Below are 22484 nucleotides of genomic sequence, written 5' to 3'. Positions count from 1 at the left end.
GGCTCAGGCCGCGCGTCATCGCACGCCCTCGGACGCGAGCGAGGGGAACGGCACGGGGGCCGGAGCCGTCGGCGTCCAGATCGCCTTCGTCTGGGTGTACTCGTCGAGCACGCCGGGGCCGGACGACCTGCCGTGCCCGGAGTCGCCGAACCCGCCGAACGGCGCCGCGACGTGGATGGTCTTGTACGCGTTGATCCAGAACGTCCCGGCGTCGACGCTCCGCGCGACGTGGTGCGCGCGAGCGACGTTCTCGGTCCAGACCGCGCCCGCCAGCCCGAAGGCCGAGGCGTTGGCGCGCGCGATCGCCTCCTCGGCGTCGTCGAAGGCGTCGGCGCCGACGACGGGGCCGAAGACCTCCGTCGACTCGACGACGTTGTCGGGGGAGACCCCCGCGAGCAGTGTCGGCGGCACCCAGAACCCGCCCCCGAGAGCGCCTTCCCGCACGGCGGCCGGCGTCTGTGCGGAGGTGATCCGGCGAGCGCCGCCCTCGACCCCTGCGGCGATGAGGGCCGTCACGGTCTCGTACTGCCGGGCGGTGATGATGGGGCCGATCTCGGTGTCGGGGGAGAGCGGGTCCCCCAGGCGCAGGAGCGAGGCCCTGTGCGCGACGAGCTCGACGAAGTCCTCGTACGCGGAGCGCTGGACGAGGAGGCGCGATCCCGCCACGCAGGACTGCCCGGCACCGGAGAAGATCGCCGACACCGCGCCGTCCGCCGCCCGTTCGAGGTCGGCGTCGGCGAACACGATGTTGGCGCTCTTGCCCCCGAGCTCGAGCACGGTGGGGATGCCCGCCTGCGCGGCGGCGACGGCGACGGCGCGCCCCGTCGGGACGGAGCCGATGAACGAGACCTTGCCCACGCGCCGGTCGGTCGTCAGCGCGGCGCCCGTGGTCGATCCGAGGCCTGCGGCGACGTTGAGGGCTCCGGCGGGAAGCCCCGCCTCGAACGCGATCTGGGCGAGTCGCACGGTCGACGCGGGAGTGAACTCGCTCGGCTTGACGACGACGGCGTTGCCGGCGGCGAGCGGCGCGGCCGCGTTCCATCCGCCCGTGAACATCGGGGCGTTCCAGGGGGTGATCGCCACGACGACGCCCCAGGGGACGCGCTCGGTGTAGGTGTGCCAGTGGCCGGGGACGGGGATCGTGAGCCCCGTCACCTTGTCCGCCCAGCCGGCGTAGTACCCGAACATCTCGGCGACCTTCGCCGCCTCGGCCCGGGTGTCGCGGATCGGCTTGCCCGTCGTCGCGCTCTCGAGGAGGGCGAGCTCCTCGCCGTGCTCGGCGATCGCACGCGAGACGTCGCGGAGGACGGCGGCGCGGGCGAACGCGTCGGTCGCACCCCAGGCGGCCGCTCCTCGGCGTGAGCTCTCGAGCAGCGCGTCGGCGCCGTCCTGACCGAGGTCGGCGTACGCGGCGAACGCCTCGCCGGTCGCGGCCGCCGTGAGCGTGAGGCGACGTCCCGTCCCGGGGGCGACCTCCCCGTGGACGAAGGAGCCGAAGCCGGACGGGAACGAGGCGCCGAGGACGGCGGCGGCGGTCGACGCCGAGGAGGCGAGGCTTTCTGCGGCGAGCGCGCTCATCGCGTGCTCTCCTTCGCGGCGAAGAGATCGGGGGCGGTCGTACGGGCGATCTCCGTGAAATCGGCATCCGCGCCCAGGTCGGCGAGAGCGTCCTGCCAGCGCCCGGCGACGGCGTCGAGCAGCGGCGGGCGCGCGCCGCGGGCGGCCGCGACGTCGAGCGCGAGGCGCGCGTCGCGGGCCATGAGCCCGAGCGAGAAGCCCGAGTCGAAGGTGCCCGACAGCACCCACTCGGGGTAGGACGCGGACGATGCGCGGCTCGCGCCGGAGGCGCCGCTGATGCCCTCGGCGGCGACCGAGGGCTCGATGCCGTAGGAGTGCGCGACGGCGAGCGCCTCGCCGACGGTGGCGAGATTGGCCGCGGCGAGGATGTTGTTGAGGAGCTTGACGACGTTGCCCGTTCCCGGTCCGCCGATACGGCGGTAGGAGCCCTGCGTGAGGGCGTCGAGGAGGGGCGTCGCGGCGGCGACGGCGGCGTCGGAGCCGCCGACGAACGCGCTGAGCGTGCCGGCGCGGGCTCCCGCGCGTCCGCCGGAGACGGGCGCGTCGACGAACGAGACGCCCGCCCGGGCGGCGAGCTCCGCCATCGCGGCGCTCGTGGCCGGCTCGGAGGTCGTCGTGTCCACGATGGCGGCCGCGCCCTGCGCGACGAGGGAGGGCACCGTCGTCTCCACGATCGCGGCGGACGGCAGCGACAGCACGATGTGCGGGATGCCGGCGAGCGCCTCGAGCGACTCGACCGTGTCGACGCCCTCGTCGCCGAGGCGGGTCCGGGCATCGGGCGACGGATCGAAGCCGGTCACGCGCCATCCGGCGTCGCGCAGCGCGAGCGCCATGGCGCCTCCCATCGATCCGAGGCCGACGACGGCGGCGGTGGGGGTGGGGGGCATGGGTGCTCCTTCTGTCGTTGCGGGGTCAGTCGGCATAGACGTCGAGGTCCTTCCAGAGCTCGTGGGTCCGACGCAGCGCGGCGCGGCTGCGGTCGGGATGGGCGGCTTCCATGCCCGCGAGGAGGCCGTAGACGGCGGAGCCGGCGGCCGTGACGGACTGGAAGAACGAGATGCCCTCGGACGGCACGACGACGACGTGGTCCGCCGCGGCGGCCAGCGGACCGCGCTTGCGGTCCGTGAGGACGACGATGCGCGCTCCCGCGCGGCGACCCGCCTCGGCGGCGGCGAGGATGTGCCGCTGCGTCCGCCACAGGTTGACGAGGAAGACCACGTCGCCGCCGCCGATCCCGTTGAACGCCGTGGCGAGGTGCACGCCGGCCCGGGTCTCGAGAGCGATCCGGTAGCCCATCGTCGATCCCAGGTGCGCGAACACCGAGGCGGGGCCGGCGAAGGAGCCGAGGCCGACGGCGAGGATCGCGCGCGCCTCGGACAGCGTGCGGATGGTGGACTCCGCGCTCTCCGCCGTGTTCGCCTCGAGGGTCTGCCGCAGGCTCTCGACGTCGCGCGCGATCGCCTCATGCAGCGGCGACCCCGGCACTCCATGCTCCTGCAGGGTCTCCTCCGTCGAGAGGCCGGCGAGATGCCGTGCCCGCAGCTCGCGCTGGAAGTCCTTCCATCCCGAGAACCCGAGCGTCTGCGCCGTGCGGACGGCGGTCGACGGATTCACCCCGGCCCGTTCGGAGACCTCCGCCAGGTCGCCGTAGGCGGCGAGACGGAGGTTGCGCTGGACCACGTCGGCGACCCGGCGCTGGCCGGGGGACAGCTCGCCCTCGGAGAAGGTCTCGTCGAGCCAGACGTCGATGTCCGAGGCCATGGGTCCTCCCGGGTGGGTGCAAGATTCGTTGCAGGAAATCTAGCGTGCAATGTTTCGTGCAGGAAGGCCCCGGGGTTTCCTCCGTGTAAATCCCTCTCGCGGACGTGACCGCGTCCCCGTCCTCCGTAATCTTGTCGGGTGAGGTTCGAATCGGATTCCCCCGACGTCCGGCCGTTCCAGGTCGACCTGCGCGGGGTGGTGGATCTGCTCAGTCGCCACATCTACTCCAGCCCGCAGGTGTTCCTGCGCGAGCTGCTGCAGAACGGGCGCGACGCCATCCGCGCCCGCCACGAGCTCGACGCCGGAGCCCCCGCGGGCTCGCTCGAGATCGAGCCCGCGGGGCCGGGGAGGCCGTTCCGCTTCCGCGACAACGGCGTGGGGCTCACGGCCGACGAGGCGTCGGAGCTGCTCTCGACGGTCGGCCGCAGCTCCAAGCGCGACGACCTCATGCAGGTGCGGCGCGTCGACTACCTCGGCCAGTTCGGCATCGGCCTCCTCAGCTGCTTCATGGTGTCCGACCGCATCGTGGTGCGCAGCCGCTCGGCGAAGGGGACGCCCGCGATCGAGTGGATCGGCGATGCGTCGGGCTCGTTCCGCATCCGGGAGCTCGGCGAGGCCGAGACCGACGGGATGGCCGTGGGCACGGAGATCGCGCTCGAGCCGCGTCCGGACGACGCGTCGCTGCTGTCCCCCGACCGCGTGCGCGCCCTCGCGACGCGGTTCGGCCAGTACCTCCCGGTGCCCGTCGCGATCGTGAACGAGGACGCCACGCTCGACACCGTCACGCGCGCCCCCGCGTTCCTCGGGGCATCCGCCGAAGAGCCCTCCGACGCCCTCGTCGAGCTCGGGACGAAGCTCCTCGGCCGCCGCCCGCTCGACATCATCCCGCTGTCGGTCCCCGGGACGGGGACGGAGGGCGTCGCCTTCGTGCTGCCGTTCGCGCCGCCGCCCGGCGCGCACCAGGCGAGCACGGTCTACCTCGGGCGGATGCTCGTGGGCGAGCAGCTCGACGGCCTGCTGCCCGCCTGGGCCTTCTTCGTGCGCTGCGTCCTCGACACGACGGGCCTCGCCCCCACGGCGTCGCGCGAGGGCCTCGTCGACGACTCCGCGCTCGAGCACACCCGCGAGCAGCTCGGCGCGTCCGTCCGTGCGTGGATCCTGCGCCAGGCGACGACGAGGCCGTGGCGGTTCCAGGAGTTCCTCTCGGTGCACCAGCTCGCGCTCAAGGCCCTCGCCGTGCACGACGACGAGCTCGCCCGCGCCGTGCTGCCGTGGCTCACGGTCGAGACGTCGGCGGGCGACACCACGGTCGCCGAGCTCGCGCGCCGCCACGACGGCGTGCGGTATGCCGAGAGCGTCGACGAGTTCCGGCAGGTCGCCGCGATCGTGCCGCCGGAGACCCCGGTCGTGAACGGCGGCTACTCCTATGACGCCGCGCTCCTGCGGCGCCTGCCCGACCTGCTCGACGTCCCCGTGACCCGCGTCACGGTGAGCGAGCTGCTCGACGAGCTCACGCCGCCGCCGCTCGCGGAGCGCGCGCTCGCCGTCGGCCTCGAGGAGCGCGCCACCGCCGCGCTCGCCGAGGTCGGATGCACCGTCTCCGCGCGTCGCTTCACGCCCGTCGAGCTGCCGGCGTTGTGCGTCGTCGACCCGGAGGTCGTGCGCCGCATCGAGCGCGACGCGGCGCAGGAGACCGCGGCGGGCGGCATCTGGGGCGATGTCCTCGGAGACGTGAGCGAGCTCATCGAGGCACGCCGCCGCGACGAGGGACGTGAGGCCGAGGCGGTCCGGCTGTGCCTGAACTGGTCGAGCCCGCTCGTCCGCCGCCTCGCCGATCTGCGCGACGAGCTCGTCTTCGACCGCACGGTGAAGCTGCTGTACGTGCAGGCGCTCCTCGCCTCGCACCGCCCGCTCGCCCCCGCAGACCGGCGGATGCTGACGTCCGCCCTGACCGACATGGTGACCCTGAGCGTCGGGATCACCGGAGAGCTCGAAGGAGAGGCCCTGTGACCACGACCGGAAGCCGCAAGAGCCGCAGGATCGAGAGCCTCCTGGACGAGGCCGCCGCCCTCCCTACCGGGCCGGAGGAGCGCGCGCTGCTCGACGAGGCCGTGCGCCTGGCCGACGAGGCGGGCGAGGAGGAGCTCGCCTACCGGGCGCGGATGTTCCTCACTCCGTCGGCCCACATGGCGGGGGACACCGACACGATGCTCGCCTCCTTCGGGTGGTGCGTCGGCAGGCACGACTCCGATCCCGTGCGCTTCCCCATCGACCCGGGCGTCCACGTCGACCTCCTCTTCCAGTACAAGTGGATGGCGAGCCGCCTCGCGAGCAACACCCGCTTCCCCCGCGAGCGCGTGGAGGCCATCCACGCCGACATGGAGCGCCGCTACCGGGAGGCCGGCGTCGGGCAGACCGGCGTCCTGCAGTCGAGGCACGACGTGGCGCTCCTCATGGGCGACGTCGAGGCCGCCGGCCGCTACCTCGCCCTGCGCGACGCCCTCCAGCGCGACGACTACTCGCACTGCGAGGCGTGCGTGCGCTCGAGCGACGCGAGCTTCGCGCAGCTGCGCGGCGACGACGCCGAGGCCATCCGGCTCTGGGAGGAGATCCTCGAGCAGAACCTGTCCTGCGGGGAGGAGCCGGAGTCCGCCGAGTCGGACATCCTGCTCGCGCTGCTGCGCGCCGGCCGCTTCGACGACGCGCTCGCCGCGCACGCCCGCAGCTACCGCGCCGCGCGCGCGAACCCCGACGGGTTCCCGATCGTCGAGCACCACCTCGTGTTCTGCGCCGTGACGGGAAACCTCGCCCGCGGCCTGCAGCTGCTGGAGCGGCACATCGACCGCCTTGCGCACGATCCGTACCACGAGGCCAGCCACTTCTCCGGTCTTGCCGCGGTCGCGGTGCTGCTCGACGCCGTGATCGACGCGGGCGAGGGCGACACGGTCGTCCGGGGCTCGGACCATCCGAGCCTCGACGGCCTGCTGGGGGCGTCGGACACCCCGCGCACGGCCGCGCAGCTGCGGGGGCTCTCCTGGGCGGCGGCGGAGGAGCTCGCGCGCCGCTTCGACGCGCGCAACGGCAACGGGGCGTACGCGGAGCGGCTCGCCGCAAAGCGGGCGCTGCGCGAGGTGCGCTATGACGTGCCCTTCGGCGGCGAGGCGTTCGCGCCGCGGCCTGCGGCCCCGACCGCACCGGCGGACGCCGTGGGCTGGCTCGCGCGGGCCCGCACGCGTCTCTTCGCCGGAGACGTCGCCGCCGCGACGGTCGCCGTCGAGCACGGCCTCGCGCTCGAGGACGTCGTCGTGACGCCGGATCTCCACAAGACGCTCGTGTGGGCGGCCGTCGAGCGCGACGACCTCCTCGCGGCCACCGCGCATCACGCCCGGCGGATCGCGGCGCTGCGCGCGGCCGGATGGACGGAGCAGGCGGACGTCGAGGAGCGGCTCGGGCTCACGGTGCTCGGCCATGCGACGGCCGACGACCTGCCTGCGCTCGTCGCCGAGCTCGAGCGCGCCCGGTCGGACGGCGAGGACCCGAACGTGCTCGTCGACCTGCTCGCCACGATCGGCGCGCTGCGCCTCGCCGCCGACGGGCCGGACGCCGCCCTGGAGGCGCTCGACGAGGCTGCGGCGCTGCTGCCCGAGGAGGACCCGCAGTTCCTCCGGCTCTCGGTCCAGGGCCAGCGCCTGCAGGCCCTCGCGGGAGCGGGGCGCGCGCAGGAGGCCGAAGCCCTGACCCGGGCGGTGGTCGACGACCCGCGCAACGCCGGATGGCCGCTGTTCACGGAACTGCGGCTGCGGGCGCAGCTCCTCACCGCGGAGGGCCGGTTCGAGGAGGCGCTCGTCGCCGCCGAGCGCCTCCTGGCCGACGCGGTGTCGCTGGACGTCTCGGTCGTCGTCGCCTCGTCGGCGCAGCTCGTCGCGATGATCCTCGCGGACCTCGGCCGCCCCGACGAGGCCGCGGCGCGGGCGGAGTTCGCCGTCCGGCACGCCGAGCGCGCCGAGCAGCCCACGATCGGGATGCGCTTCGCCCTCGCGCGCTTCCAGCTCGAGGTCGGCCGGACCGCCGCGGCGCTCGAGAGCTTCGAGACCGTGTACCTGGAGGAGAAGGAGGCCGGCGCGGAGCCGCAGGCCGTCGCCGAGACGGCCCTGTTCCTCGGCGAGGCCGCCCTGGCGGGCGACGAGCCCGGCCTGGCCTACCGCTCCTGGAGCGAGGCGGTCGCTCTCGCTCAGCAGGCGGAGGCGTTCGAGCTCGCCGCGCGCGCCGGGCTGTCGCTCGGGAACCTCCTGCTGCAGTTCGGCGACCCCGACGCCGTCGACGCCTTCGCCGCCGCGCTCGCCGACGCCCGCAGATCCGAGGCGACCGGCGTGATCCCGGCCGCGCTGCACGGCCTCGGACGGGCACGCGTCGCGGCGGGGGACGAATCCGGCCTGCGAGAGCTCGACGAGGCGATCGGGATCGCCGAGGCCGAGGACGCCACGTGGTTCGCGGCGAACGTGCTCGACTCGAAGGGCCGCTGCCTCATCGATCTCGGGCAGCTCGACCTGGGCGTCGGCACGGTCCTGCGCGCCGCCGACGCGCTGGCGGACGAGGGCGACGTGATGACCGCGGCGGGCGGGGAGGTCCATGCGGCGCGCGGTCTCGCGGCGGCGGGCCGGGCCGAGGAGGCCGTCGCCATCCTGCGGGGCACCCGCGACCGCTTCGACGAGCGCACGCCGCCCCACGCGGGCATCAGCCTGGAGCTCGCCGACCTCCTCGACGGTCTCGGCCGTTCGGGCGAGGCCGCGCAGCTGAGAGAGGGCGTGGCGTAGGCCCCGCGACGGGTCTCGGTTGGCGTCCGGCGGCCTCTTCGCGGAGAGTGGAGGGATGACCGAATTCGACAACCGACCGTCCGAACGCGACCATCCGAGCGGACACGGCGCGGGAGACCGCGCGATGGAGACGGCGAAGAGGATCGCGAAGGACATCGCCGACCCCGCTCCCGACGGCGTCCATCCCGCACTCATCCCCGGCATCGGCGTCGAGCAGACCGGCCGCGACTTCCGCACGGATCGCCTCGTGTTCGGCGTCGCCGTCGCCGCGACGATCGCCTTCATCGCGTGGGGCGTCGTCGCGGGCGAGAACCTCGCCGGCACGGCCTCGGACGTCCTCGGGTGGGTCATCGAGTACTTCGGCGTCCTCTTCACCGTCATCGCGACGGTCGTGCTCGTCTTCATGCTGTACGTCGGGTTCAGCCGGTTCGGCCGCATCCGTCTGGGGCGCGACGACGAGGAGCCGGAGTTCTCGCTGTTCTCCTGGATTTCGATGCTGTTCGCCGCGGGCATGGGCATCGGCCTGGTGTTCTGGGGCGCCGCCGAGCCGCTGACCTTCTTCGAGAGCCCGCCGCCGGGCACGGCCGAGGCCGGCACCGTGGAGGCGATGCACACCGCGCTCACCCAGGTGCTCTACCACTGGGGGCCGCAGGCATGGGCGTTCTACGCGCTCGTCGGCGGCGCGATCGCGTACGGCGCCTATCGCAGGGGCCGTACTCCGCTCATCTCGTCGATCTTCGCGCCCCTGCTCGGCGAGAAGCGGACCACGGGGCCGATCGGGCGGACCATCGACGTCTTCTCGATCATCGTCACCCTCTTCGGCACGGCCGCCTCCCTGGGCCTCGGCGCCCTGCAGATCGGGCACGGCGTCGAGCTCGTCACGGGGCTCGGCCAGGTGGGCAACGGCCTCCTCATCGGCGTCATCGCCGTCCTGACGGCGGCGTTCATCGCGTCGGCCGTGTCGGGCGTCTCCCGGGGCATCCGCGCCCTGTCGAACATCAACGCCGTCGTGGCGCTCCTCCTGGCGTTCTTCGTGTTCTTCGTCGGCCCGACGATGCTCATCGTCAACATCATCCCGTCGGTCGGCGCGCAGTTCCTCACCGAGTTCACGACGATGGCGGCGCGATCGAACTCCCAGGGCGAGGAGGTCCAGACGTTCCTGTCGGGGTGGACCATCTTCTACTGGGCCTGGTGGATCTCCTGGTCGCCCTTCGTCGGGATGTTCATCGCGAAGATCTCGCGCGGGAGGACCCTGCGGCAGTTCGTCGCCGTCGTCGTGCTCGTGCCGTCCGTCATCTCCTTCGTCTGGTTCGCCATCTTCGGGACGACCGCGATCGATCAGCAGATGAACGGAGCCGGCCTCGAGACCGATCCGCCCGAGAGCGTGCTCTTCGGCGTGCTCGCCGATCTGCCGCTGTCCGGGATCACGGTCGTCGTGCTCGGCCTGCTCGTCGCGATCTTCTTCGTCACCGGGGCGGATTCCGCGTCCCTCGTCATGGGCACCCTGTCGCAGCGCGGCAATCCGGAGCCGACCCGGTGGGTCACGATCGTGTGGGGGTCGCTCGTCGGCGTCATCGCCGGCGTGCTGCTCGTCGCGGGAGGGCGGGAGGGCAGCGGTCTCACCGCCCTCCAGAACGTGACGATCATCGCGGCGCTGCCGTTCGCGGTCATCATGGCGTTCATGATGATCGCGTTCATGAAGGACCTCCGCCGCGATCCGCTCATCCTGCGCGACGTGTACGCGGAGCGCGCCGTCCGGCACAGCGTGCGCACCGGGCTGGAGGAGTACGGCGGCGACTTCGCGCTCGTCCCCGCCCCGTACGACCACGCGTCGGACGACCTCGCGTGGGTCGACCCCGTGGTCGACGAGGAGCTCACGGAGCTCTACGCCAAGACGGAGGCGATCGCCGTGCAGGCGCAGGAGGCCGACGAGGGCGCCGCCGACGAGGACGAGCCGGACGCGCCCCGCCCGTCCGCGGCTCCCGGCGCCCGCTCCGAGGGGACGCCTCCCCGGTCGTGACGGCGGTCCTCGCCTCCGGTCAGCTCCGGCCGGAGGCGAGGATCCGCTCGCGCACCTCGCGGCGCAGCACCTTGCCGATGAGCGAGCGGGGGAGCTCCTCGACGAACACCACGCGCCGCGGGATCTTGTACGCCGCCAGGTGCGCGCGGCAGAAGTCCCGGATCCCGTCGGCGGTCGGCGCCGCTCCCGGGCGCAGCACGACGGCGGCGGCGACCGACTCGCCGCCCTGGGCGCGGGGGAGCGCGACGACGGCCGCCTCGGCGACGTCGGGGTGCGCGAGGAGCGTCTCCTCCACCTCGCTGGGCGAGACGTTGAAGCCGCCCGTGATGATGAGCTCCTTGAGCCGGTCGACGATCGTCACGAAGCCGTCGTCCGACACCGTCGCGATGTCGCCCGTGCGCAGCCATCCGCCTTCCAGCAGGATCTCCCGGGTCTCCGCGGGCCGCCGCCAGTATCCGGAGAACACCTGCGGCCCCCGCACGAGCAGCTCCCCGGCCTCTCCCGGCGGCAGGTCGGCCGTGGGGTCGGCCGGGTCCGCGATCCGGATGTCGGTGCTGGGGAAGGGCACACCCACGGTGCCCGGTCGGCGCGTGGGCCCCATCGGGTTGCCCAGGGTGATGGGCGACGTCTCGGTCATCCCGTATCCCTCGACGAGGAGGCCGCCGCTGGCCTCCTCCCAGCGGGCGATGGTCGACGGCGGGAGGCTCATCGCCCCCGAGATCGCGAAGCGGACGCTGCCGAGGTCGAGGGATCCCCGCGACGCCGTGCGCGTGAGCTGGTCGTAGATCGGGGGAACGGCGGGGAGGAACGTCGGCGGGCTCGTGCGCGCGGCCTGCGCCACGAGATCGGCGTCGAACGTCGGGAACAGGACCAGCTTCGCGCCGATGCTCATCGCGAACGTGAGGCAGAGCGTCATCCCGTAGGCGTGGAACAGGGGGAGCACGCCGTAGAACGTCTCGGCTCCCTCGCGCAGGCCGGGGACCCACGCCCTCCCCTGCATCGCGTTCGCCCGCAGGTTGCGGTGCGTCAGCATCGCGCCCTTGGGGGACCCGGTCGTGCCGCTCGTGTACTGCAGCACCGCGACGTCGTCGATCCCGGGCCGGGCGACCCTGGACGAGATCGGTCGGTCGCCCGCGACCTGCTCCCACGCGAGGACGCGGCGAGCAGACGGGCGCGCCGTGAGCCTCGCGCGGGTCGCTCGGGCCTTCGGGAGGGGGAGACGGAGCGCGATCCGCTTCGTCAGGGGCAGCGCGCGCGTGACGTCGACGCTGACGATCGCATCCAGCTGCAGGTCGTGGGGGAAGTCCGCGACGGTGTCGTAGACCTTGTCCCACACGATCGCGAAGCGTGCGCCGTGGTCCTCGAACTGATGCCGCAGCTCGCGCGTCGTGTACAGCGGATTGTGCTCGACCACCACGGCGCCGAGTCGCAGCACGGCGTAGAACCCGATCACGTGCTGCGGGCAGTTCGGGAGGATGAGGGCGACCCTGTCGCCCCTCTTCACGCCCAGGCGGCGCAGCCCGTGCGCGACGCGGTCGATCGCCTTCCGCAGCTGGGCGTAGGTGGTCACCGCGCCGAAGAACTCCAGCGCGGGCTTGCGCGCGTACCTCCTCCCGCTCGCCTCGACCAGATCGCTGAGCGTCTCCGTCACGTCGCCGATCTCGGCGGGCACGTCCGAGGGGTAGGCGGACAGCCACGGGCGCGAGGCGTAGGGGGACGAAGAGGTCATGCGGGACTCCCGAGGAGAGATGGGCAGTCCCTCCAGGGTATCCGCGGCGCCTTCGCGCCGGCCGGGTGCGCCGCCCCGGGCCGCACCGGTCGTCTCCGCGTCCCTCGCCGCGACGCTCAGCGCTCCCCGTACAGGCCCTCGAGCTCGCCGACGGACTCGAGGTACGCGCGCCGGCGCTCGAACAGACCCGGTGCGAGCGCGCGTACGCGGGCGATGATCTCGCCGAGATCGGCGTTCACGAGCCGTCCGTCCCGCACGACGACGTCCCCGTCGACCATCGTGAGGTCGACGTCCGACCCCCGCACGGCGTGGACGAGGTTGTGGTGCAGGTTGGCGTGCGCCCCGTCCGCGAGCAGGGGCGTCATCCGCGGAGTGTCGGTGCGCACGGCGACGAGGTCGGCCTTGCGCCCGGCGGCGATCGCTCCGAGCTCGTCGCCCCGACCGATCGCGCGGGCGCCTCCCCGGGTGGCCATCTCGAGCACCTGCCAGGAGTCCATGGCGGCGGCGTCCATCGTGCGCAGCTTGCCGAGCAGCGAGGCCACCTTCATCTCCTCGAACATGTCGAGGTTGTTGTTCTCCTTCTCGCCGTCCGTGCCGATGCCGACCGCGACGCCCGCCGCGAGCATCTCGGCGACGGGGGCCATGCCGCTCGCGAGCTTCATGTTCGACACGGGGTTGTGCGAGACGCCCACGCCGCGCTCGGCGATGAGCCCCACCTCGTCGTCGTCGAGCCAGACGGCGTGCGCGATCATGGCGCGCGGCGCGTCGAAGAACCCCAGCCTGTCGAGGGCGATCATGGGGCGCGCGCCGTGACGCGCGTCGAAGTCGGCCAGCTCGATCTCCGACTCGCTGCAGTGCGTGTAGAGCCCCGTGTCGTAGTCGCGGGCCATCGCGATCGCCCGCCTCTGGCCCGCCTCGTCGGCGTAGAACGGGTGCTCCAGCCCGACCCACGGCATGATCCGGCCGTTCGCGGCGCCGGTCCACTCGCGCAGCATCCGCTCGTTGTCGTCGAGGGTGTCGAAGTAGTCGAAGTCGGGGTGCGCGCCGACGTAGTTGACGGTGACGACGCGGTTGCCGAGAGCCGACGCCGCCCGGGCGGCGCCCTCCATGTACCGCCACATGTCCACGACGGTCGTCGTGCCGCCGAGCAGGCCCTCCGCGTAGCAGAGCCAGGCCGCGGCCTCCGCCTCGTCGGGGCGCAGCACGCGGTGCATCGGGTCGATGTGGAGACGGAGCCACTCCCACACCGGCAGGTGCTCGGCCGTGCCGCGCAGCAGGCCGGAGTGGTGGTGGGCGTTCACCAGCCCCGGCATGAGCAGGCGGTCGGGCAGGTCCAGGCGGCGCGCGTGCGGATGCGCCCGTGCGAGCTCGTCGGAGGGGCCGACGGCATCGATCGTGTCCCCGCGCACGAGGACGGCGGCGTCCGACAGCACGGTGCGGGTGTCGTCCATCGTCACGACGTGGTCGGGGACGAGCAGGAGAGGGGCGGCTGAGGGCATGCCCTCAGTCTCGGGGCGGGCGGGGTCGGAGTCGCCCGGCGAGGCAGCGCGAAACGAGGGTTTTACACAGGCTTAACATCCGCCGACTCGTCTCATTCATGTATGAAATCCCTGATAAATCAGCATAAATAGTGACATCTCGGGCCCTGCCGACGCATATAGACATCCATGGTTGTCCACATCTAGAGTCGCTGCCAGAAGACGCGAGCCGAGGAGGACGATGGAACCGTTGCTGACCCTGACGGGTGTGCCGGACGGCGTCGACCCGCTGTACGAGCGGATCGCGGGCGAGGTGCGTCGGCGCATCGACTCGGGCCTGTGGGGAAACGGCCAGCAGTTCAAGTCGGAACCCGAGCTCGCCGCCGACATCGGCGTCGCGCGCGGCACGCTGCGCCGTGCCTTCACGGATCTGGTGAGGACAGGCCATGTCGTGCAGCGGCAGGGTCTCGGCACCTTCGTCTCTCCGGAGAAGGCCGGAGGTCGCGGGCGCACGTTCGAGTCGCTCGGCGAGCGGATGACCGCCGCGGGCATGGAGTTCGAGACGAGGGTGCTGGGGAGGCACATGCGGGAGCCCGGATCGTGGGGAGCACGCCCCGAGAACGGTCCTGCCGTGCAGCTGCGCAGACTGCGCAGCGCGAACGGGGAGCCCGTCTCGGTCCTGCACAACTGCATCCCGACGGCGCTCGCGCCGACGCTCACGACGACGGCTCTGGACGGTCGGTCGCTCTACCGCGTGCTCGAGCTCGACTTCGGCCTCGCGCTCGGGCGCAGCGACCTCACCTTCGCCGCGCGCGCCGCCGACGCCGAGCTCGCCGGACTGCTGCGGGTGGCACCCGGCACGCCTCTGACGCATCTGAGCCAGGTCACCTTCGGGCTCGACGATCGCACCGTCGTCGACATCGCGGAGACCTGGATCCGCCCCGACCGCCACCAGCCCACCGTCTCGCTCTGGAGGAACCCGTGAACGGCTGCGCCATCCGCACCATGTCGCTGCTCGCTCCCTCCGGGCGCTCCGTCATGGTCGCGTTCGACCACGGCGGGGGCGGGGCGCCCGAGGGCGGCGAGGACGTTCCGGGGATCCTCGACACGCTCGGGGCGAGCAGCGCGCAGGGCCTCCTGCTCGGCCCCGGCCTCTCGCGCGCGGCCGGCCCACGCCTCATCCGTCCCGGCGCGCCGGCGCTCGTGACGGCGCTCGACGCACCGATCTTCTCCGACACCCCCGGCGGACACGGCCCGCTGCTCGCCCACCGCCGTGCGCTCTCGCCCGCGACGGCGCTCGGACAGGGGGCGACATCGGGCAAGGTCGTGCTTCCCATCGCCGTCGGCGACGCCGCCGCGCACGCCGACTCCGTGGCCATGATCGCGGCGCTCGCGGAGGAGGCGCACGCCGTGGGCCTCCCGCTCATGATCGAGCCCGCCCTGTGGGGGGCCGATGCCCGACACGACGACGCCGTGATCGCCCACTCGGCGCGGGTGGCGTGGGAGCTCGGCGCCGACAGCGTCAAGATCCATGCTCCGCACGACCACGACGTGCTCGCCGGCATCGTCGCGCACGCCGTCGGACCCGTCTTCGTGCTCGGGGGCTCGCCCGCCTCGGCCGAGGGGTTCGTGCGCGACGTCGACGCCTGGATCGCCGCAGGCGCGACGGGGGTCGTCGTCGGCAGGAACGTGTGGGCGAGGCCCGACCCGGCCGCGGCGATCTCCGCGCTCGCACGGGTCGTCCACGACCGCGACCCCGACGGCGCGCGGGAGATCCTGACGGACGCCGAACGCGCCGCGTCGAGAGGAGCGGTGCGATGACGCATCTGCAGATGGAGCTCTCCGGTCATCGCGCCCTGCGCGCCGTCGAGGCGGAGACGCCGCGTCCGGGGCCCGGTCACGTGCTCCTCGCGGTCGAGGCGGCGAGCCTGTGTCCCACGGACGTGAAGAAGTGGGACGACGCCGCGCTCGCCGAACGCCTGGGCGGGCGGGGGCTCGTCCTCGGACACGAGTTCGCGGGCACGGTCGTCGAGACCTCCGACGGGGACGAGGCGCTCCTCGGGATGCGCGCAGCGGTCGACCCCGTGTTGCGCTGCGGCGCATGCCGGGCGTGCACGACCGGGCGTCCCGGGCTCTGCACGAGCCTGCTGGGGATCGGCGCGGCCGCAGGCGACCCCGTCGCCTGCGCCGGGCTGGCGGCGACCACGGGCATCACGGGCGGCTTCAGCGAGCGGGCGATCGTGCCCGCGGCGAACCTGATCCCGATCCCCGCTGCCGTCGGCTTCGCGGCGGCGAGCCTTGTCGAGCCGCTGGCCGACGTCGTCTGCAGCGTCGAGGCCGCAGGCCTGAGGGCGGGCGAGCGCGCCGCGGTGATCGGCCTCGGCGCGATGGGCCTGCTGCACCTGGACGTGCTCGCCGACCGGGGCGTGCAGGCGGTCGGCGTCGACGTGCGCGACGACCGCCTCGCGCAGGCGTCCGCGCACGGCGCGCCGGGCGTCACCCCGGAGCAGCTCGATGAGGTCGACGTCGTGTTCGTCGTCGCCGGAGGCGCGGGGCACGTCCCTGCCGCGCTGCGCGGACTCGAGGCGCTCGCGCCGGGAGGACGCGTCGTGCTCTTCTCCTCGGCGTCCGCGGGACGGACCGCGCCGATCGACACCAACCGGCTGCACTACCGGCGTCAGCGGATCGTCGGCGTGGTGGGGTTCGAGCGTCATCACGCCGCGGAGGCCGTCTCCCTCCTGGAGCGGGGAGCTGTGGCGGAGGAGGCCATCCGCACGCCGTCCGTCGCGCTCGCCGAGCTGTCGGACGCCTTCGAGGCCGTCGGGGAGCCGGGCGCGCTCAAGCCCGCGATCAGGATCGGCGCTGCCGCGTGACCGCGGCGGAGGTGGCGCTCGGCGTCGACCTGGGGAGCCACGGTGTGCGCGTCGCGGCGGCGCGGGGCCGCGAGGTGCTCGCGGAGGCGTCTCGTCTCTACCCCGGTGCGCTGCCTCCCGCCCGACGTCCGCTCGAGACCTACTGGCGCACGCTCGTGCTCGTCGTCCGCGATCTCCCCGACGAGGTGCGCGCGGCCGTCGGCGCGATGGCCGTCGCGGCCATCCGCGGCTCCGTCGTCGCCCTGGGCGCCGACGGCGAGCCCCTGAGCGAGGTCCTTCCCGACTTCGACGTCGTCTCGTTGGAGACGATGCCCGAGGTGCGCGCAGCCGTCGGGGCCGCGCCGGTCGCTCGTACGGGGTGCCCGGTCTTCCCCCTCTCCGGGCTGCCGAAGCTGAGCCACCTCATGCGCCGGACGGTCGCCGTGCCCGGTTCCCGGCTGGTCGGCCCCCAGGACGCCGTCAACCGTCTGCTGACGGGGCGACTGGCCATGGGCGTGGGCGTCGCGCGTCGTCTCGGCATCCTGCGCGCGGAGACGGCGGAGCCGGATGGCGAACTGCTCGGAGCACTGGGGCTGTCGCACGTCCTCCCCGAGCTGGTCGCCATCGACGAGGTCGTGGGAGGGCTCCTCCCCGAGGCCGCCGATGCGCTCGGACTGCGTCACGGCATCCCGGTCGTCAGCGCCCCCGGCGACACGCCCGTCGCCCTGCGGGGTCTCGCCGACTCGCCCGACTTCGCCTCGCGCGTGCTCCTTGCCTCCCTCTCCACGACGACTGTTACCAGCGTCGTCTCCGCCCCCGGCGTCGCCGCGCGGCTCGCCGGAGACCTCACCTACGAGGTGCTGCGCGGCGACCTCTCCGCCCCGGGATCGCGTGCGGTCGAGGGCGGAGACGGCACGGGCATGTTCCAGGTCGACTGGCTGTGCGGGCTCCTCCGTTGCCGTGCGGAGGAGCTCGACGCGCTCGCGGGCGCCCGCGTGTCCGATGCGTCGCTCGCGATCGACACGCCGTTCATGGACGTCTGGGGCACGGGCCGCGCGGGATCGATCGAAGGCCTCGTGCGTGAGACGGGCCCTGCCGAGCTGGCGTTCGCCGTGCTGGCCGCCGTCGCCGACGGCGCGATCCGGATGATCGAGCGCCTGTCCGCCCACTCCGCGCCCGACATCGTGGTGCTCGCCGGCGGCGGTGCCCGCTCCCGCACCGTCCGGTCCCGGATCGAGGCGGCCGCCGGGATCCCCGTGCTCTCTCTCGCGGACCGTCAGCTCGCTGCGCTCGGCGCCGCCGTCGTCGCCGCACGGGCGACCGGCATCCCCGCGGAGGTCGCCGCATGAGGGCACAGGATCTGCAGAGCTGGTTCGCCGATTACGGGCGCGAGCACCCCGACGACGTCCTCGCGCTCGCCGCACCGGTGCGCGCCGACGGCGTGCTCACGGCCGTCGTCGACGAGCTGGAACGGTCGGGCCGGTCGCCGGTCGTGCACGCACCCGGGGTGGACGGCGGCGTCGACGTCCCCGTCCTGACGAACGTCTTCGCCAGCCGGGAGCGCATCGCCCGGATGCTCGGCGTCGGCCAGGACGAGCTCCATGCGGAGTACGCGCGCCGGCAGGATCAGGCACTGGCCCCCGTTCGCGTGGACGACGGCGCCGTGCTCGCGTCGGTCAGGGCGGGCGACGACGTCGATCTCTCCCGGCTGCCTCTGCTCCGGCACTTCGCCTCCGATCTCGGGCCGTACATCACCAGCGGTGTCGTCGTCGCAGACGATCCGGAGACGGGCGTCGGGAACCTGAGCTATCACCGCGCCACACCGGCCGGTCGCGCGCGGCTGGCGCTGAGCCTGCATTCGCGGGGCGATCTCTGGCGCATGCTGCGGCGTCACGAGCGTGAGGGGACGCGGATGCCCGTCGCGATGGTGATCGGCGCTCATCCGCTCTTCCACCTCGCCGCCTCCGCGCGCGCCGCGGAGAGCGTCGACGAGCGGCACATCGCGGGCGGGCTCCTCGGCGAGCCGCTGAGGGTGGTCGCCACTCCCGTGCACGGGATCGAGGTGCCCGCCGACGCCGAGATCGTCGTCGAGGGCACGATCGATCCGGCCGACGACGCGGCGGAGGGGCCGTTCGGCGAGTTCAGCGGCTACTCGTCCGACCGCTCCACGCGCGACGTGCTCGAGATCGACGCCGTGCTCATGCGGCGCTCGCCCATGCTCCTCAGCGTGACGGGCGGGCGCTCGGCCGACCATCTCACGCTCGGCCGGCTGCCTCGGGAGGCTGATGTCGTCACGACCCTCCGCGGCCGGTTCCCGCAGATCGTGCGGGTGCACTACCCCGCGTCCGGCACGCACTTCCACGCCTACGTCGCGGTCGACCAGCTGCGCCGCGGCGAGGCGCGGCAGATCGCGACGGCACTCCTCGGATGGGATCCGTACCTCAAGACGGTCGTGACGGTCGACGCCGACATCGACGTCACACGGGATGCCGACGTGCTCTGGGCGATGGCGGTGCACATGCAGCCGGAGCGCGACATCTTCGTCGTCGGAGGGCTGCCGGGCAGCGCCCTCGATCCCTCCGCCGACCCCCAGGGGACGACTTCACGGCTGGCGATCGACGCGACCCGCACGCAGCCGTTCACGGCCGCGCCCATCGAGATCTCTGCGGAGGCACGCCGTCGTGCGGCCGCCCTGCTCGCCGATGCGGCGGGAGGCCTGCGATGACCGCTCCGACACCGGCATCCGCCGTCGCGCCCTACCGCGCGACGGGGAAGGGCCGGGCCGCATGGGCCGCTGTACGAGGGGCGCTCCCGGCAGCCGCGGTCGTGCTCGGCGTCGTCGGCGCCTGGGAGATCGCCTCCCGCACCGTGCTCGCCGGGGTGTACGCCCTGCCGGCTCCCAGCCTCGTCGTCGAGCGTTTCGTCGAGGACATCGGCTTCGCGTGGCCCAACGTCGTGCAGACGGGGCTCGAGGCCCTGTACGGATGGACGTGGGGCAACCTCGTGGCGGTCCTCGCCGCAGCCGTCTTCATCCTCGTGCGGCCGATCGAGGTGCTCTTCTTCCGGCTCTTCGTGGCGCTCTACTGCCTGCCGATCGTCGCGCTCGCGCCCATCCTCACGGCGATCATGCCGGGAGGGCAGGCCTCGATCGTGATCTCGGCCCAGGGCGTGTTCTTCACGACCCTCGTCGCGCTGCTGCTCGGCCTGCGCGGGGCCGATCCCGCCGCCCTCGACCTCGTGGCCGTCTCGGGCGGAGGCCGGATGCGCCGTCTGCTGCTCGTGCAGCTCCCCGCGAGCCTGCCCTCCCTGTTCTCCGGGCTGCGCATCGCGGCGCCCGCCGCGGTCCTCGGCGCCGTGGTGGGCGAGTACCTCGGTGCGAAGTCGGGCCTCGGCATCGCCATGGTGTACGCGCAGCAGTCCCTCGACATCACCCGCACCTGGGGACTCGCCCTCTCCACGACCCTGCTCGCGGCGGCGTTCTACATCGCGACGGTGCTCGCCGAGCGTCTGCTCGTCCCGTGGATGAACCACCACACGGCGATCCAGACGCTTCCGTCTCCCGCCGTGCACGCGGGAGGGCCCGTCCGGCGGATCGTCGTCGCGCTCGGCTCCGCCGCTCTGAGCCTCGCCCTCATCGTCGCCGTGTGGTGGGCGGCCGTCGCGTTCAGCGGGCTGAGCCCCTACTTCATGAAGACGCCCGGCGACGTCGCCGCATACCTCTTCCGGGGAGCCGAGGCATCCACGAACCGGGCCGTCGTCGGATCCTCCCTCGCCGTCACCGTGCGAGACACCCTCGTCGGTTACGCGGCAGGCACGCTCGCCGCCGTCCTCGCGGCGGCGGCGACGTCGGTCAGCCGCCCCGTCCGGTCGATCGCGACGCCATTCGTCATCGCCATGCGAGCGGTGCCCCTCGTGGCGATGACACCGCTGTTCGTGCTGCTCTTCGGCCGCGGCCTCGGCGTGGTGGTCTTCATCGCAGGCCTCGTGGCCTTCCTCCCCAGCTACGTGACGATCTCGGGGGCGATGGACAGGGCGCCTCGCGCCGGGCGCGACCTCGTGACCGTGAACGGCGGCGGCGCGCTGAGCGCCGTGCGCCACATCCTCCTCCCGGCCTCCGTCCCCGCCATCCTCGCGGCAGCGCGCGTCGCGGCGCCCACGGCGATGCTCGGCGCCTTCATCGCCGAGTGGCTCGCGACCGGCGAGGGGCTGGGCTCCGACATGCTTCGGGCCGCGGCAGCAGCCGACTACCTCTTCGTGTGGTCGTCGGTCGCCGCGACCGTCCTGGTGTCGCTCGGGCTCTACGCCCTCGCGACCGTCGCCGAGTCCGCCGTGCTGCGGCGTCTGGGCGGCTGATGCTCCACCGCACCATCCGCTCCACCGTCCTCACTCGCACTCCACCCGAAGGAATCCCCATGAAGACCACCGCCTCGCGCCGCCTCGGCGCGTTCGCCGGCCTCGCGGCGGCAGCAGCGCTCACCCTCACCGCCTGCTCCGTGTCGACCGCCGGCTCCCCCTCCGACGACACCGACGACGGCGCCGCGTCGCAGGAGCTCACCTATCAGATCGGATGGCTTCCCACGGTGGAATGGGGTGCGAACTGGATCGCCGACGCGGAGGGCTACTACGAAGACGAGGGCATCGCCTTCGAGTGGCTGCCCGGCGGCCCCAACGTGTCCCCCGACACGGTCGTGACGGCAGGCACGGCGACCGTCGGGAACGCGAGCGCCGAGGTCGTCGCCTCGGCGATCAACGCGGGCGCACCCCTCAAGATCATCGGCGCCGCGTTCCAGCAGTCGCCCTTCAGCATCGTGAGCCTCGCCGACTCGCCCATCGAGACGCCCGAGGACATGATCGGCAAGCGGATCGGCGTCGCGGCATCGAACCAGACTCAGTTCGAGACGTTCCTCCAGATCAACGGCATCGATCCGTCCGCGCTCGAGATCGTGCCCGTGCAGTTCGATCCCTCGCCCGTCGCGAACGGCGAGGTCGACGGCCAGGTCGTGTATTCGATCAACGAGCCCGCTCAGCTCAACGTGCAGGGCATCGACACGTACACGATGCTCTTCGCCGACTACGGGTTCGAGGTGCTCACCGACACGATCTTCGCCACGGAGGAGACCATCGCGAACGAGCCCGAGCTGCTCGCCTCGTTCCTCCGCGCGTCGCAGCGGGGATACCTCGACATGTTCGAGGACCCGGCGGCGGCGGCGGACCTCGCTGTGAACGAGTACGGCTCCGACCAAGGCCTCAGCGTCGACCACCAGACGCTCGAGGTCGAGGCGATGGCCGAGCTCGTCATGCCGGAGGGACAGGAGGCGCCGCTCCTGATGAGCGACGAGCGGATGGCCGGCACGGTCGAGACGCTCGGGCTGGGCGGCATCGAGATCTCGGTCGACGAGCTCTTCGACACGTCCGTCCAGGACCTCCTCCGATGAGCACGGCCGCAACCGGAGGGATGGGACGGATGACGGGCATCGAGATCGCCGGGCTGTCCAAGGCGTTCCGCACGGGACGTCGGACGGTCGACGCGCTCGAGAGGGTCGACCTGTCGACGGAGGAGGGGAGCTTCACCTCCCTCCTCGGTCCCTCCGGTTGCGGCAAGTCCACCGTCCTGCGCATCCTGGCGGGACTGGAGGATCCCACGACCGGGACGACCCGCGTCGGCGAGCGCTCCCCGCACGAGATGCAGAAGGACCACAGCATCGGGATCGCCTTCCAGGAGCCGGCACTGCTGCCCTGGCGCTCCGTCGCGAGGAACATCGCCTTCCCCCGCGACGTCGCAGGCGTGCGCGCCGACCCCGCCGTCGTCGAGGGACTCATCGATCTCGTCGGCCTCCGCGGCTTCGAGAGGGCGCGGCCGTCGCAGCTCTCCGGCGGCATGCGCCAGCGCGCCGCCATCGCGCGCGCCCTCGTGAACGAGCCGCGCATCCTCCTGCTCGACGAGCCCTTCGGCGCGCTGGACGACATGACGAGACAGCGACTCAACCTCGAGCTCCAGCGCATCTGGATGGCCTCGCACCCCACGACGCTCATGGTGACGCACGGCATCGGCGAGGCCATCCTGCTCTCCGACCGGGTCGCCGTCATGAGCGCGCGTCCCGGGCGCATCGTCGAGGTCGTCGACATCGACCTGCCGCGCCCGCGCACCGCGGAGATGATGCGCTCGGCGCGATTCCACGAGCTGCACGATCGCCTCTCGTCCCTCCTCTTCGGAGGCGGGGCGCAGGGGGTCGAGGCCGCATGAACCCCCCG

16 protein-coding genes are annotated in these 22484 nt (G+C 73.1%); 11 read left to right on the top strand and 5 right to left on the bottom strand.

Going from position 1 to position 22484, the window contains the following annotated elements:
• Positions 1–15: 15 nt before the first annotated feature.
• Genes N8K70_RS16620 through N8K70_RS16610 form a run of 3 tightly spaced genes read right to left on the bottom strand, consistent with a single transcriptional unit; the run spans position 16 to position 3339 of the window.
• Complete coding sequence (locus N8K70_RS16620) at positions 16–1578, bottom strand: aldehyde dehydrogenase family protein (RefSeq protein WP_317139467.1); 1563 nt, start codon at positions 1576–1578, stop codon at positions 16–18.
• Positions 1575–2465 carry an NAD(P)-dependent oxidoreductase gene (locus N8K70_RS16615; protein ID WP_317139466.1) on the bottom strand — a complete coding sequence of 297 codons (891 nt, stop codon included), beginning with the start codon at positions 2463–2465 and terminating at the stop codon, positions 1575–1577. The genes N8K70_RS16620 and N8K70_RS16615 overlap by 4 nt, the downstream gene beginning before the upstream one ends.
• Positions 2466–2490: 25 nt before the next feature.
• Positions 2491–3339, bottom strand: coding sequence for a MurR/RpiR family transcriptional regulator (locus N8K70_RS16610; RefSeq protein WP_317139465.1), 849 nt, complete (start codon positions 3337–3339; stop codon positions 2491–2493).
• A 138-nt stretch (positions 3340–3477) separates the two neighbouring features.
• On the opposite strand from N8K70_RS16610, the gene N8K70_RS16605 reads away from it, so the two are divergent.
• From N8K70_RS16605 to N8K70_RS16595, 3 genes are read left to right on the top strand one after another with little or no spacing between them, the layout of a single operon-like run.
• The gene (locus N8K70_RS16605; RefSeq protein WP_317139464.1) at positions 3478–5349 is read left to right on the top strand and encodes an HSP90 family protein; all 1872 of its coding nucleotides are present in this window, start codon (positions 3478–3480) and stop codon (positions 5347–5349) included.
• Positions 5346–8153: a hypothetical protein gene (locus tag N8K70_RS16600; protein ID WP_317139463.1), complete on the top strand. Its 2808-nt coding sequence runs from the start codon at positions 5346–5348 to the stop codon at positions 8151–8153. The genes N8K70_RS16605 and N8K70_RS16600 overlap by 4 nt, the downstream gene beginning before the upstream one ends.
• Positions 8154–8208: 55 nt before the next feature.
• Positions 8209–10173, top strand: coding sequence for a BCCT family transporter (locus tag N8K70_RS16595; protein WP_317139462.1), 1965 nt, complete (start codon positions 8209–8211; stop codon positions 10171–10173).
• A 19-nt stretch (positions 10174–10192) separates the two neighbouring features.
• On the opposite strand, the gene N8K70_RS16590 is transcribed toward N8K70_RS16595, so the two are convergent.
• Both N8K70_RS16590 and N8K70_RS16585 read right to left on the bottom strand, forming a co-directional pair.
• Positions 10193–11902: a long-chain-fatty-acid--CoA ligase gene (locus N8K70_RS16590; protein ID WP_317139461.1), complete on the bottom strand. Its 1710-nt coding sequence runs from the start codon at positions 11900–11902 to the stop codon at positions 10193–10195.
• Positions 11903–12018: 116 nt separating this feature from the next.
• Complete coding sequence (locus tag N8K70_RS16585; RefSeq protein WP_317139460.1) at positions 12019–13401, bottom strand: amidohydrolase; 1383 nt, start codon at positions 13399–13401, stop codon at positions 12019–12021.
• A gap of 220 nt (positions 13402–13621) precedes the next feature.
• Between N8K70_RS16585 and N8K70_RS16580 the strand changes: the two genes are divergently transcribed.
• Genes N8K70_RS16580 through N8K70_RS16545 form a run of 8 tightly spaced genes read left to right on the top strand, consistent with a single transcriptional unit; the run spans position 13622 to position 22476 of the window.
• The gene (locus tag N8K70_RS16580; RefSeq protein ID WP_317139459.1) at positions 13622–14365 is read left to right on the top strand and encodes a GntR family transcriptional regulator; all 744 of its coding nucleotides are present in this window, start codon (positions 13622–13624) and stop codon (positions 14363–14365) included.
• Entirely contained in the window at positions 14362–15201 is an 840-nt protein-coding gene (locus N8K70_RS16575) for a class I fructose-bisphosphate aldolase (protein WP_317139458.1), read from the top strand. Before N8K70_RS16580 ends, N8K70_RS16575 begins: the two co-directional genes overlap by 4 nt.
• The gene (locus N8K70_RS16570) at positions 15198–16253 is read left to right on the top strand and encodes a zinc-dependent alcohol dehydrogenase (RefSeq protein WP_317139457.1); all 1056 of its coding nucleotides are present in this window, start codon (positions 15198–15200) and stop codon (positions 16251–16253) included. Before N8K70_RS16575 ends, N8K70_RS16570 begins: the two co-directional genes overlap by 4 nt.
• Entirely contained in the window at positions 16250–17581 is a 1332-nt protein-coding gene (locus N8K70_RS16565) for an FGGY family carbohydrate kinase (RefSeq protein ID WP_317139456.1), read from the top strand. The genes N8K70_RS16570 and N8K70_RS16565 overlap by 4 nt, the downstream gene beginning before the upstream one ends.
• Entirely contained in the window at positions 17578–18957 is a 1380-nt protein-coding gene (locus tag N8K70_RS16560) for a UbiD family decarboxylase (protein ID WP_317139455.1), read from the top strand. The genes N8K70_RS16565 and N8K70_RS16560 overlap by 4 nt, the downstream gene beginning before the upstream one ends.
• On the top strand, positions 18954–20585 hold the full coding sequence (locus N8K70_RS16555; RefSeq protein WP_317139454.1) for an ABC transporter permease: 1632 nt from the start codon (positions 18954–18956) through the stop codon (positions 20583–20585). The genes N8K70_RS16560 and N8K70_RS16555 overlap by 4 nt, the downstream gene beginning before the upstream one ends.
• Positions 20586–20644: 59 nt before the next feature.
• Positions 20645–21667: an ABC transporter substrate-binding protein gene (locus tag N8K70_RS16550; protein WP_317139453.1), complete on the top strand. Its 1023-nt coding sequence runs from the start codon at positions 20645–20647 to the stop codon at positions 21665–21667.
• On the top strand, positions 21664–22476 hold the full coding sequence (locus N8K70_RS16545; RefSeq protein WP_317139452.1) for an ABC transporter ATP-binding protein: 813 nt from the start codon (positions 21664–21666) through the stop codon (positions 22474–22476). Before N8K70_RS16550 ends, N8K70_RS16545 begins: the two co-directional genes overlap by 4 nt.
• The last annotated feature ends 8 nt before the right edge of the window (positions 22477–22484 follow it).

Source organism: Microbacterium sp. AB (genome assembly GCF_032878875.1).
GTDB lineage: Bacteria > Actinomycetota > Actinomycetes > Actinomycetales > Microbacteriaceae > Microbacterium > Microbacterium betulae.
This window is presented reverse-complemented; position numbering and strand designations above follow the sequence as displayed.